This is a genomic window from Limnobacter sp., from assembly GCF_046297615.1.
Taxonomy (GTDB): domain Bacteria; phylum Pseudomonadota; class Gammaproteobacteria; order Burkholderiales; family Burkholderiaceae_B; genus Limnobacter.
Genome location: NZ_JBKBHM010000006.1, coordinates 258708 through 271787 on the forward strand (window position 1 = coordinate 258708; position 13080 = coordinate 271787).

The window sequence follows — 13080 nt, forward strand, 5'->3', positions numbered from 1 at the left end:
GAGTTCAGAACTCCACCAGGACGGAACCAAGCAAGTTGGCTCCCAGACGCTGGAACGATTCTTTCACGGACTTCAACTCAGCAACCGAGGTGTGGCCTTTTCTGGCCACAGCCAACGCCGCACCAGCCCTGGCGGACACTGCCGATGCGTCGGCATATTCACTGCTGGCCGGGGTGTCCAGTATGACCATGTCGAACTGTTGCCCCAAGTCGCTCAGTAACTTTGCAAACCGCTCACTGGACAAAAGCTCTTGGGGGTTGGGTGGTGTGGGGCCAGAAGGGAGTAAATGCAGATTACTCAATTGATCCACGGGTTTGATCAATTCAGACTCTGTGCGCCCTTGCAGAATGGTGGATAACCCGCTGCGGTTTGAAAAACCGAAGAGGTCGTGAAGGCCAGGTTTGCGCAGATCCGCATCAACCAACACTGTTCTGTGTCCCAACTGAGAAAAGACCACAGCGAGATTCGCAGCAAGGTGGCTTCGTCCTTCGCCGCTGGAGGCACTGACAATGGCCAGTGTTTTCGATATGGGCTGGGTTTCCAGCCAGCGCCAAAGCAGTTGGGTGCGTAAAGCACGTAAACCTTCCGCCTGAAAACCGTGAGGTTCGTAAGCGGCGACCACTTGCGTGGAAATTGGGCTTTGTCCTGGTGTTAGTACCGAGTAGTCGTATTGTCGTGCGATGGCGAATTCAACGTCTTGGCGGGTAATGAGCCCCAGCTCGATGCCGACCTCTCCAAAGAGTGCGTCTCGTTCGTGTTGCTTGCGGACTATGCGTTCAGCGGCTTCAGGCGTCAATCGGCCTTCGCTGATCAGAATCGCGCCAATGGATCTTTTGATGTCACCGTGGTGGGTGTGCAGGTGTTCCATGAATATCTCCGTTGAGCGTTACTGAACCTGACGTACGCGGTTTAAGGGATTGATTTGACCGAAGCCCAGTCCATTGGCAGACAGGGCTGGCGGTGGCAATGCGCTGACCAAGCCCAGGAGGGGTAGCTCGGTCAAAGCTAAGTCATCAGTGCTTCGTACGCGTCGATCAAGCAGCTCGGTGACGCAGGCCACAGTCAAGCCCAACACCAATCCGAACACCAGTGAACCCAGGGCCACCAAGGTCCACCGTGGTGAGCTGGGGTGTGCCGGAGGAATTGCTTCGCTGACCAAATGGGCATGGGCCGTGGTTTGGCGGCTTGAAATTTCAGACATGCTGGTTCGTGTGGACACCAACTCAAACTGCTTTTGGGCGACATCCACATCCCGTTGCAAGGCCATGGCGGCATCGCGGTTTTCTTTCAGCTTAAGGATTTTGTTTCGTTGTTCCTCAACCGCTTTACGAATGGTTGCTTCGCGTCCGTACGAAGCGCGTGTGCTTGCGTTCAGCGAGGCATTGCTTCGGGTTGCTTCTTCCTTCACCGCGGCCTGTAGGGCCACCACCTCCGCCTTGAGGCGGTTGTATTCCGGGTGATTTTCTCCGATGCGTGCGCTGGCTTCAGCAAGTTGAGATTCCTTCTGCTTCAGTTGGGTGCGCAGGCTGTTTAGCACCATCACGTTCGACGGATCTTGAAGCAGGGCCTCGTCGCCCGAGCTGGCCGCACGGCTAGCCTGGTCGGCACGCTGTGCCTGAAACTGCGTGAGTGCGCTGGACAGCTCGTTCAAACGGGAGCTCTCAACATCCATCCTTTCGTCACTGACCACCACCAAGCCGCGCTCACGCTGGAATTCGGACAGGCGGGATTGGGCATGAATCAGGTCATCCCTTGCTTCCCGCAATTGACGGTCAAAGATTTGTGCGTATTCGCGGGCCGGTTCGACATTCAGTTCAATCGCCGTTTTGATGTAGGCGCGAGCAAGCCCATTGGCCAGCACAGCGGAGAACTCGGGGGAATCGGTTGACACTTGGATGGCCACTGTGTTGCTTTCTTTGCCCGGTATCACCTGTAGGTGCGCCCGGATGAAATTGGTCAACCAGGTCTTGAACGTTTGTTCTGTTTCGCCTGAATCCGCCCACAACGCCTTCAGGTCGTCGTTGTCTTCCAGTTTCAGTTGCTCGATGGCTTGGTGGATGACTCGCGACGAGGACACCAATTCACCCTGTGTGTTCATGTAGGAGGGTGAGGTCAAAGGAACCCCGGTGCTGCCCAGTACAGAGTCGGCTGATCGCATATCGACAATCAGCTTGGACTGAGCTAGGTATGACTTGGGCATCAGCGAGGCTGTCAGCATCGCCATCACCACCACAGTCAATAGGGTCAGTAGTACCAAGTGCAGGCGTGCCCGCACAATCAGCATGAGTTGGTTCAGAGTCATAAGGCGTCCCGATTCAAGAATTCAACGGTGATGGGGCAGGGTGGTTTGGTGTCAGAACACGCTCTGTTTGAAGTAGAGGGTGTCGTTGTCCTGAAGGGGTTCGTCCAGGCCGGGTTGCAGTTCGGATTCAACACCGTTGTTGGCTTTGCGGAAGATTCGGGCGCCATTCTGCGATCCGCGGGGCGTCAGCCCTCCGGCTTGGGCGAGGGCTTGCCTTACGGTCATGTCCCTTTCGATTTTGTACACGCCTGGCCGTTGAACTTCCCCATACACGTAGTATTGTGGTGCCCGGGCCACGTACAGCGTGTCACCACCTGTCACGGGTAAATCCAGTTCATCCAGCCCTCGAACAAAAATATCCGAGAGGTCGACCACTTTGGTAAAAGGCTGACCGTCTCGAGTCCCCTTGAGAATGACGCGGTCCCCCCCGTTGAGGCCAACAGTTGGAGCTGTTTGCACCACGCCGCCGGCCATACTGATGGCGTCTGTCAGGCGAGTGAAACGCGCATCCAATTGATAGCGTCCTGGTTTGCCGACCAAGCCCATCACTGAGATTTGAGCGCTTTTCATTTGAATGGGCACTATCGAGACCTGGGGCTTGACCACGAATTTGCCTTCACTGAGTTTTTCCGCAACTTTTTCTTCAGCCTCTTGAACTGTCAGGTTGCCGACACGAACAGCACCAACCAAGGGAACGGTGATATCGCCGCTCTCAGACACTCGGCGGTCTCCCGTGAAATCCGGGTTTTGGAAGACAGTCAGGTGGATCAAATCGCCACCACCCAAGCGGTAGTCCTGAAGGGTGTCTGCGGCATGCGCATGTCCCAGTGTCAGTGTCCACAGCAGGACGGATATCAGGCCTTGTTTCAACATGGTGTCCTCAAAAATCGCTCAGTTTGAATCAGTGGGTTTGGCGTAAAACTTCGCCAGGTATTCGGGTGGAGATGTTTTGCTCAGACGTTGCACCTCGGCCTCGACTGATTTACGGGTTTTCTCTTGCGATAAAGCTGTGCGAATCAGGGGTTCCGCCTCCTGAAGGGTCATCGGTGCGTTCATCACTTGAGCCACGTAAAGTAGGGTGGTCTGCTGGCCGGTCTGCACTGTAAGTACATCCCCGGCTTTCACTTGTTCCATCTTTGTTTGTGCATGGGCAGGCAACGCGTTCGCATCAGCGATTGGGGTTCCTGTCACGCACTTCAGGCCTGCTTTGTCGACGGCGCTTTGCAACGCTGTCCAGTTGTTGACTTTGTCCAGGTCCACCTTCAGCGGTTCAGGCAAGGGGGCCACGGGACAGTGAAGCAAGCGAAGGTCGAACAAGCGTCGTTTCGAATACAGTTGGGGGTTTGCTTCGTAATGGGCGCTAAGCTCGGATGGGCCGACGGTGTTTTGAAGCAAATCTGGCTTTTTGCCCAAATAGCTTTCAGCCAACAACTGCTGTCGGTAGGCGTCGATTGCCAAAATGAAGTTGGCGTCTCGTTCAATGCCTTGTTCAGTAGCTGCCTTGGCCAGCACACTTCTGGCCACCAGTTGTTCCAGTGTTCTGGAACGAAACGATGCGTCTGCGCTTGCCAAAGGGCCCATGCGCTGTATTTCGAAATTGAACTGGGATTCAGTGATCTCCTGCCCTTGAACCCGCGCAAGTACCTGACTGGGTTGATTGCTTGCAGTGTTGGGTTCTTTGCCTTGGCCACACGCCGCCAGCGCACCTGACAGGGCAAGGCCAATGAGTGAGTAAGTCCAATGGCGGTTTTGGGAGATGATGGGTTCAGTAGGCATACTTCAAAAATAGGCTGAATGAGTCGGCGGAGTAATCGGAGTTGGGCAAGCTGGATTCACGCTCGCGTTGGCGCAGCAGGGCGGTGAGCAACAGGCGGGTGGAGACCCGCCAGTCAAGGCTCAGGCTGTTGTCGGTGAGGCGATCGTTCCGGGCGGTAAGGCCCAAGCCGTCGGTGCCGTTGAATTCAAGCCGTTGCGGTCGGTGAGAGAGCCTCAGCGTGGTGGCGGCGCTCAGAGCCCAGGCTGCTTCGAGGCTGAACTGTCTGGCCAGTGCGTCAGAGTTGGTGACGTCGGAAATGCCAATGATTTGCCGTGCAGTGGAAACATTGAATTGCAGTTGCGATGCGGGACGGTACTGCCACTCCAGCCGGTAATTGATGCCGCTGTAATTGCGCCCTGTAAATTCATCATGCCGGCGCTCAACGTTGGACACAGCCGCACCCACCGTGTTCAGGTCGCTGGCATTCCAGCGCAGGAAGAGTTCTGTTTCGTCTTGCCGGAAGTTGTTGGAGACGCTGACGCCGGGGGCAATCACCTGGCGGATTGGGAAGTCACCTTCGGAGTGTTTGAAGGCAATACCCAATTGGCTGCCTGTGGACGGCTGATAGGCGAAGCTGACTGCATTCAGTGTGTCATCCCGGTTCAAGCCCGCCAAGGCCGGGTCTTGCGTGCCGTTCACGCCAGCAAAACGGGTTTGGCTTTGTTGGTGCAAAAAGCCCAGCGCATACTCCGGGTGGAATACCCAATTCAGTGCAATGCCCTGGTTGTCCCTGTCCCGTTTGACTGCAGTGGATTGCCCCGTCTGAATGGGGGCTTGATCGGACAACTGTCCTAGTTCAACTTCGCTTTTGAGTGTTTCAGACAAAGGTACGGCCCATTTGATCTGCGCGATGTAGCCATCGGTGTTTCTTTCGCGAAAGTTGTCGTGGCGGTTTTGAATGGCAGACACCTGACCTGTGAGCTGGTGGGGGCCCATTAACAGGTCAAAATCCGCGCCTGCTTGCAAGCGGGTAACCATGTCTGATTGTGGGCGGGGGCCAGGCCCTGTATCGGGTCGGTTCAACAGGTTGGAATCCCAGGTGATTGACGCCGATGCCGCGGGTGCAAACCCATGTCCACGGTCAGCCAGGGCGGTGTGCCCCAGAGAGGGGCCCAGCCCAAGGGCAAGAGCTGACGCTGCAACAGCCGAGCGTAGGCAAGCCTGATCGGGCAAGGCTTGCCGCAGGGGCAGGGTGCCGTTTGTTTGCATGGGATGGGTGCCCTGGAAGGGGCAGAGAATGTCAACTAACACTCTAGGTTAGTGGTGGTTAGTCTCCCGCCAAAGAAGGGGTTCCGTTCTGCATTTTGGAGTTAACCGCATGTGGGTATTTGGGTGCAGGGTTGTCTACCCTTGCCCCTTTTTAGGGGCTGGATATGGACAAAGCGTGGCTGGCTGATCTGGCGCGTGTGGGTGGCAGTTACCGGGCGTTTCTGCGTGAGCAGTCGATATGGGCAATTTGGGTGTATCGCTTCGGGCGTCGGGTCGATGCTCGCGATCCCGGTGTGGCTAAACGATTCCTGTTGATGGTGTACTGGGCTTTGCACCGGTGTGTCGAAACTGTCACTGGGATAGGTTTGCCCAAGCAGGCACAAATCGGCGGTGGTTTACGCATTTGGCATTTCGGGGGCGTTTTTGTGCATCCCCTCGCGGTTCTGGGTGAGGGGTGTACTTTGCGCCAGGGCGTCACGATTGGCGACAAGGGAGATGGATCGGGCGCGCCTGTGCTGGGCAGCGGGGTTGATCTTGGTGCTTATGCCCAAGTCATCGGGCCAGTGAGTGTGGGCGATCAGGCTGTAATTGGCGCCATGGCCGTGGTGGTGAAAGATGTTCCGGCGGGCGCCACGGTTGTGGGTAACCCCGCCAGAATTATTCGACAATCAAACTTGAGTTGAGTCAGCTGGCCCATGGGTGATGGCCTTATTGCTGGCGTATGCGTCGCAACTTCCAGTACTCGGCCCACAGCAGGCGCGGCAGGGCCAAGCCGTCATTGATGTAGCGTTTGGCGAGTCGTCTTGGTTCGCTGAAGACCCGGAACAGCCACTCCAGGCCAGCCTGTTGCATCCATTGGGGCGCGCGGGGTTTGACGCCAGCCATGAAGTCGATGGTTGCACCTGCGCACACAGCCACCTTGACGCCGGTGGCCAGCAGGTGGCGCTGTGCCCAGAATTCCTGTTTGGGGGCGCCCAAGCCCAACACCAGCAGCTCTGCGCCGCTGTCTCGCACTCTGCGGCAAATGTCAGTGCATTCAGCCTCGTTTAACTCGAAGCCGAAGGGGGGGCTGTAATGCCCTGACACTTCCACGCCTGGGTATTGTTGTTCGATCCGCTCTGCGGCCTTGGCGGCAACACCCGGTGCTGCACCCAGCAGGAACACCTTCAGGGGTGCGTTGTCAGGCTTGTTGGCACAGGCTGCCAAAATGGCGGGTACCAAGTCGCTGCCTGTGACCACTTCAGGCAAGGGGACCCCCAGCCAGCGCGAGGCCCAAAGGATGGGCCGACCGTCGACTACGCATAGGCTTGCAGAATTGAGTAGCCTTCGAAAATCGGGGTTCTTGCGTTGCATGACTGCAAAATGGACGTTGGGCGTGACGACCAAGTGGGGAACGTCGGCCGGCGCTTTCAGCCATGACACAATGTGGTGGACGGCCTGCCTTTGGGTGACCGCCGAAAACGCCACGTCAAACAGCACGTGTTTCGGAATGTTCATGAGAGGGGTTCCTTGAATGGGGTGAAAGCGGTTGCTTGGGGTGTCGGCCAATCAGGCGTTTGCCCAGGTCGATGAATGCCCGTTCGTAGTAGCGGGTCGACAGGTAAGCCAGAAGCAAAAGAACTGCAATCAGCAGCGGTCGCTTCATGTAGATGATGAGTTTGGTGTCGCCGGTACCCAGCCAGGTCACCACCAAAAATGGGTGAATGAGGTAAAGCGCGTAAGCGTGTTCGGACAACCAGCGCAGCGCTCGGGATGAGAGCAGCCGGGTGATTGCAGACTTGGTGTTGTTGAGCAGGCCTGCGATCAGCAAGGTGGCCAGCACTGGGCGCAAAGGAAACAGCACCGGGTGTGGTGGGGCCAGGCAACACACGGCCAAGGCGGGCAGGGTGAGTGTGGGGTTCAGCAGCAGTCGCCATGCTGCTGAGGGTTGCTGTGAACCTTGGGCGCGCGATAGAAGGGGCACCACGGCCAACGGGATCAGCAGTTCATCAAGCCTGTAGAGGGTGGTGGTGTTGAACAGATCGCCAGTGCTGGCACGATAGATTGCCAACGCAAGGCCCGTAAATATAAGGCCGATGAGGCCTTTGCGCGCTGCCAGGCCGAAGGCCAGCGCGGCAATGAGGTAAAAGTGCACTTCAACGCACACGCTCCACAGGTGCCCGGTTTCCTTCAACAACTGGTTAGGCCAGTTGTTGATGAGGGTGCTGGCGTGAAGAAGCATGGTGCTGGCAGGCAAGCCCAAGTCAAGAGAAACCCATGTTCTGTAGGCGAAGTCGATACCAAGCACCAGCCACAAGAGCGGGAAAATCCTGAAGAACCGGTTGACCAAGAACGCGGTGATGGAGGGTTCGGTGGTTAATTTGTGGGCAATCAGGAATGCAGAAAGCCCAAAGAAAATGGACATGCCGAATTGCCCGACGGTGATGTTCAGGTCAACCCAGGTTTTGGGGCCCAGCGGAAGCAGGTGACAGGCGAGCACAGCCACTATGCTCAGGGCGCGTGCGCCATGAAGCGCTGGCCAGTCGGCGCTAGGCTGATGGGAAGGGCTCATCGTGCGTTCAGCGACATGAAACAGCGTCGCGGGTGTTTACTACCCCGTCGAGGCTAGCAGTCGTTAACCCAGGGTGAGAACTTCTTGGTTCCTTCTGCTGTTGGTGATGAGCACGGTAGAGGGAGGGGGCGTTTAAGCTGCTCGGCTGTAAATGAGTTGGCGTACGCGCGGATAAATCTGCTGGTTCCATTTGCGTCCGCTGAAGACGCCGTAATGCCCAACCCCTGTTTGCACGAGGTGGTCACGAAATGCAGGCCGTATGCTGGTGCACAGGTCCTGAGCGGCCACGGTCTGGCCGACAGCACACACATCATCCCGCTCGCCTTCAACCGTCATGAGGGCGGTGCGGCGTATGGCGGCAGGGTTCACCGTTCTGTCGCGGTAACGCAGTTCTCCTTTTGGCAGATCGTAGGTTTGAAACACCTTGGACACAGTTTGAAGGTAGAAGTCCGCCGGAAGGTCGTTGACGGCGAAGTATTCCAGATAGAACTGTTCAATGGTGGCGGCTTCATTCATCCGGCCCTCTGCGAGGTGGTCTCTCAGGCTGATGAATTGCTCTTTGTGGCGTTCCGGGTTCATGCTCATGAAGGCCAGCAACTGCAGAAAGCCTGGGTACACCCGCCGGGTTGCGCCGCTGTAGTTCCAGGGCACATGGCTGATGAGGTTTTGTTCAAACCAACTGATTGGCCGGGTGGTGGCCAGTTTGTTCACCTCGGTGGGGTTGATCCTGCAATCCACTGGGCCAGCCATCAAGGTCAGGCTTCTGGGTTGGGCGATGTGGTCGTCTTCAGCCATGATGGACACGCTGGCCAAAGCAGCAACGCAGGGCTGGCACACCGCGACCACATGCACACCCGGTCCCATCCATGCGATGAAGTCGATCATGTATTCGATGTAATCGTCCAGCCCAAACTCACCCTCGGTCACCGGAATGTCGCGCGCGTTCTTCCAGTCAGTGATGTAGACGTCGTGGTCTTGTAACAAGGTTTTGACTGTGTCCCGCAACAGGGTTGCGAAATGCCCCGACAGCGGGGCAACCAACAAGACTTTGGGGGACGATGGGTCCGGTTGGGCCTTCTTGAAATGTAGCAGGTCGCCAAATGGACGGGACAGGCTGACCTCTTCCTGTACAGGCACCTCTTCGCCACCGATGTTGACCGAATGCACCCCGTAGGCAGGGCGGCGATGGCTCAGTTGCAGGTGTGACCAAGTTTCCAGTGTTGCACCGAAATGTCGCAACCAGGGGTGTTCAACCTGTTTATTGAGGATTGGCCCAGCCATGCTGCTCGCCAAAGCTTGCCAGGGAGCCAGGGTGTTGGCGAATGCAGAATAGGCGGTGTACAGCATGACATCCCTCTGTCGGGCTATGGCTATGGTTTGAAGTTAAGCAAGGAGCAAGCCAGCCGATTGGCTGGAATGTGCACAAGCGAAGTGCATCCATTAAGTGGTTGGTGATGGGTATGCAAATTGCTGCTTCAGGTTCAAACATCAATGCAGCGCACCAGCGTGAGGCATGGCCAAGGAGGAAATGATGATGGGTAAAGCGCAGTTGACTCTGAGCAGCAAAAACTATGGCGCATGGTCCTTGCGCGGTTGGTTGATGGTCAAGATGTCTGGGCTTGAGTTTGAGGAAAAAGTCATCCCACCCGACGACCCAACCATGCGCGCGGACATTCTGCTGATGTCGTCTTCAATCCGAGTGCCACGCTTGACCCATGGTGCGGTGGATGTGTGGGACACATTGGCGATTGGCGAGTACCTGCATGAACTGATGCCCGAGCGTGGTTTATTGCCTGCCGACGCGATTGCACGTGCGCATTGCCGCTCGGTCTGCGGGGAAATGCATTCCGGGTTTACCACGCTGCGCAATGCGCTGCCGGTCAATATCAAGGCTTACTTTCCCGGCTACAAGGTATGGTCCAAAGCGAGGGAAGACATTCAGCGCATTTGCGACATTTGGGAGGATTGCTTGACCCGCTATGGCGGCCCATTCCTGTTTGGTGCAAGCCCTTGCATGGCTGATGCGATGTTTGCCCCGGTGGTGACACGGTTTCGAACCTACGATGTCGAATTGCCCGATTTGTTGAACCGCTATTGCCAGCGCATGCTGGATTTGCCCTGGATGCTTCAATGGGTGCAGGACGCCAAGGCCGAGCCCGATGAGATTGATGAGTTGGATGCAGAGTTTTGATGCATGAGGTGGCCTTGTCCACCTCTTTTTAGGCTCAGTTCTGCGTGCCAGACAGGGGTGTGACTTTTGTCACTTTTCCCACCAATATCCAAACCAAGCACAGCCACAGTGCACCTGAATTTTTCATTATTTTACATTCTCGTCTGAAACCAATTCTTACACTCTGTCAGTAAAACCTAGCTGATGTGTGGCTAGGTTTCTACGTCTTTAAGTTATCGAATTTATTGCTTTTTTTTCCTGCGCAGTGTTTTCACCGCTCTCTAATTGTGCTGTTCGGAGTTTTCGATGTCTCAAGTTTCCCGCAAATTGGTTTCTTTGTTCAAAGCTGAAAAGTCCAAGGTGGCTCATATGTCGCCACAGGATGTGCTGGAGGCTGTTGCGCAACGTAAGGTGGGCGCTGAATCCAAGGCCAAAAACGTTAGCAAAAAGAAGTTGATGGATGAACTTGACGACTCAGCAGCCACAAAAGGTGCCGATCTGAGTCGCGCCAATGGGCATGACAAGTCTTTGCCCACTCAGGTGGCCGAACTGGCCGAGGTTAAAGTATCTTCGGATGCCTTGCCAGCCAGTTCCGGGCAGGAAGTGAATGGAATAGTTGGCGCGGTGGCGCCTTCAGGGTTCAGTGCCGTGTGGGGTGCCTTGGGCTTGGGTGCAGCCGCCGCTGCGGCGGGCGGTGGTGGAGGAGGTTCTTCAGCTGCTGCGGCCGGGCCGACAACCAAATCGATCAATGGTGTTGTCATCGACGGATACATTCGAGATGGCAAGGTTTTTTTGGACGAAGACCGTGATGGAATCCACGATCAAGGTGAGGCTTTCACCTACACAGACAAAGCTGGCAAATACGAACTGATCGTTGATTCCAAAGCCACTGGTGTTGTTCGTGTTGTGGGCGGCGTGAACATCAACCCAGATGGAACCGATGGTGCCCCGAACACGGCGGTTCTGACTGCTCCTTTGGTGGTCAATGGGACTAACTCGATTAACTTGAACGTTACCCCCATCACCTCATTGGTTGTTGCGTTGTCGCATGCTCAAGACGGGCTTGGGATTGAGCAGGCTGCAGCCAAACTGGCGGCAGTCTTGGGCATGCCAGACGTCAACTTGCTCACTTTTGATTCGATTGATGCCGAGCTGAACGGCAAGACTCAGGAAATCCGTGACAAAGCGTTGGCCTTGAACAAAGTGGCCGCTCAAGTCGTTGCGCTCGTCAATTCTGTGGCCTCAGCGTTGGCTGATGGCGATGCCAAGACGCGTGAAATGGTTGATGGCGCGGTTGCTGATTCATTGTCGCAAAAAGTTGTGCTGCAAATGCTTGCTGCTGAACCCGGCAGTTTCTCGGATGGTCAGTCCCTGGCGTCTGTATTGAACGAGAATACGCTTGCTCAGGTGATTGAGGATGCAATTACCCTGACCAAGTCGAATACCAATTTGGCAGACATCATCAAAGACGTTGACCTTGATACCGCTAAGGCTGCCGCGGTTAAGTCTGCCCAGTCCCAGGTAAAAGACATTGATGTGGCGACTTCTATTGGGGATATTGCTGCTCAGCAGGTTGCTGTGGTTAGCAATAAGGCTCCGGTGGCGGCTGGCGCGAAGTCTTTGGTTGTCGAAGAGAACCTGAATTTTGTGGGCGTGTTCCTGGCCGTGGATTCGGACATCGGCGACACGGTGTCCTATTCAATCGCGGGTCCAGATGCAGATTACTTCAATGTAGATGCGTCTACCGGCGCACTGACGTTTAAGAAATCCCCCAATTTTGAAACTGAGTTGGGGCGCATTTATCAAGTGTCCGTGATTGCGACTGACCCAAAGGGTGCAAGTTCTCTTCAGCCCTTGACCATTCAGGTGTCTGATGTGTTGGAGACTGAGCCGAATCAAGATGCGCTGTTGGCCCAGATTGCACAACTTCAAAATACTGTGGCCAGCTTGCAAGGTTTGCTGAGCGCAGAAAAAGCAGTCTCTGCTCAGCAGAAGGCTACTTTTGAAGCGTTGATCAAGCAATTCGAAACTCAGATTTCGGGTTTGAAAACCGATTTGGGCCTGAAGGACACTTTGGTTTCAAACTTGCAGATCGAGTTGGCTGCTACCAAGCTAGACGCCACGGCTCAACAAAAAGCGTTGGCTCTGGAAGTTGAGAATCTTAAAAGTGATATCGCAAGCCTCAAAGCCAGTGGCACATCCAAGGACACCGAGATAGCCGCTTTGAATGCCAAGTTGGGCGACCTTCAAGCAAAAGCAGATGCAGCTGCCAAAGCCGCATTGGAACAGCAATCCAAGTTGTCTGCTGAGATAGCTACGCTCAAGGCATCTGGTCAGGCCAAAGACACTGAAATTAAGTCGCTGACTGACAGCCTTGACAAGGCCAAGAGCGAGGCTGCCGCCCAGCAGAAATTGCTCAATGAAGAGATCACCCGCCTGACTGGCGAAGTGGACAGCCTCAAAGTCACGGTTCAGACCAAGGACAACGAGATCACCGCACTGAAGGCCGAACTGGCCAAATCGGTCAAGGACGCCTCGGACAAACAGCGGGAGCTGGAAGCGGAGATCACCCGAGTCAATGGCGAATTGGACCTGCTGGAGGCCACCGTCACCGGCAAAGACAACGAAATCACCGCCCTCAAAGCCCAACTGGCTGGCTTGCAGGCCAAGTTTGACAAAGCGGTCAAAGACGCAGCGGACAAGCAACTGGAGTTGGAGGCGCAGATCGCCGCCCTGGAAGCCTCGGGCACCGCCAAGGACAACGAGATTGCCAGCTTGAAAGCGCAACTGGCCCAAGCGATCAAAGACGCCTCGGACAAACAACGGGAACTGGAAGCCGAGATTGCCAAGCTCACGGGCGAAGTGGACAGCCTCAAAGCTACGGTTCAGACCAAGGACAACGAGATCACCACACTGAAGGCCGAACTGGCCAAATCGGTCAAGGACGCCGCAGACAAACAGCGGGAGCTGGAAGCGGAGATCACCCGAGTCAATGGCGAATTGGACCTGCTGGAGGCCACCGTCACCGGCAA

At 55.8% G+C, this 13080-nt stretch carries 10 protein-coding genes and 1 pseudogene; 3 read left to right on the forward strand and 8 right to left on the reverse strand.

All coding sequences use genetic code 11. From position 1 onward, the window contains the following. Positions 1 to 4 precede the first annotated feature (4 nt). Genes ACK4FF_RS13240 through ACK4FF_RS13260 form a run of 5 tightly spaced genes read right to left on the reverse strand, consistent with a single transcriptional unit; the run spans position 5 to position 5327 of the window. On the reverse strand, positions 5 to 868 hold the full coding sequence (locus ACK4FF_RS13240; protein ID WP_409710163.1) for a polysaccharide biosynthesis tyrosine autokinase: 864 nt from the start codon (positions 866 to 868) through the stop codon (positions 5 to 7). Positions 869 to 886: 18 nt separating this feature from the next. After that, positions 887 to 2302, reverse strand: coding sequence for a GNVR domain-containing protein (locus tag ACK4FF_RS13245; protein WP_409710166.1), 1416 nt, complete (start codon positions 2300 to 2302; stop codon positions 887 to 889). A gap of 51 nt (positions 2303 to 2353) precedes the next feature. Beyond that, entirely contained in the window at positions 2354 to 3175 is an 822-nt protein-coding gene (gene epsE / locus ACK4FF_RS13250) for a polysaccharide export protein EpsE (protein WP_409710169.1), read from the reverse strand. A gap of 18 nt (positions 3176 to 3193) precedes the next feature. After that, positions 3194 to 4078, reverse strand: a complete 885-nt coding sequence (locus ACK4FF_RS13255) for a hypothetical protein (RefSeq protein WP_409710172.1) — start codon at positions 4076 to 4078, stop codon at positions 3194 to 3196. After that, positions 4068 to 5327: an outer membrane beta-barrel protein gene (locus tag ACK4FF_RS13260; protein ID WP_409710175.1), complete on the reverse strand. Its 1260-nt coding sequence runs from the start codon at positions 5325 to 5327 to the stop codon at positions 4068 to 4070. Before ACK4FF_RS13260 ends, ACK4FF_RS13255 begins: the two co-directional genes overlap by 11 nt. Positions 5328 to 5491: 164 nt before the next feature. Here ACK4FF_RS13260 and ACK4FF_RS13265 point away from each other — a divergent pair, with 164 nt between their 5' ends. Then, complete coding sequence (locus ACK4FF_RS13265) at positions 5492 to 6010, forward strand: serine O-acetyltransferase (RefSeq protein WP_409710178.1); 519 nt, start codon at positions 5492 to 5494, stop codon at positions 6008 to 6010. A 25-nt stretch (positions 6011 to 6035) separates the two neighbouring features. Here the strand turns inward: ACK4FF_RS13265 and ACK4FF_RS13270 are convergent, their stop codons facing one another. The 3 genes from ACK4FF_RS13270 to ACK4FF_RS13280 all read right to left on the reverse strand — a co-directional run bounded on the left by ACK4FF_RS13270 (position 6036) and on the right by ACK4FF_RS13280 (position 9225). Further along, positions 6036 to 6824, reverse strand: a complete 789-nt coding sequence (locus ACK4FF_RS13270) for a WecB/TagA/CpsF family glycosyltransferase (RefSeq protein ID WP_409710181.1) — start codon at positions 6822 to 6824, stop codon at positions 6036 to 6038. Then, a complete protein-coding gene (locus ACK4FF_RS13275; RefSeq protein ID WP_409710184.1) occupies positions 6796 to 7878 on the reverse strand; it encodes an acyltransferase family protein in 1083 nt (360 codons plus the stop codon). The genes ACK4FF_RS13270 and ACK4FF_RS13275 overlap by 29 nt, the downstream gene beginning before the upstream one ends. A gap of 132 nt (positions 7879 to 8010) precedes the next feature. Next, positions 8011 to 9225 carry a polyhydroxyalkanoate depolymerase gene (locus ACK4FF_RS13280; protein WP_409710187.1) on the reverse strand — a complete coding sequence of 405 codons (1215 nt, stop codon included), beginning with the start codon at positions 9223 to 9225 and terminating at the stop codon, positions 8011 to 8013. A gap of 187 nt (positions 9226 to 9412) precedes the next feature. Between ACK4FF_RS13280 and ACK4FF_RS13285 the strand changes: the two genes are divergently transcribed. After that, positions 9413 to 10069, forward strand: a complete 657-nt coding sequence (locus ACK4FF_RS13285) for a glutathione S-transferase family protein (RefSeq protein ID WP_409710205.1) — start codon at positions 9413 to 9415, stop codon at positions 10067 to 10069. Positions 10070 to 10354: 285 nt separating this feature from the next. Next, positions 10355 to 13080 (forward strand): annotated as a pseudogene (locus ACK4FF_RS13290) (hypothetical protein); the annotation flags it as partial.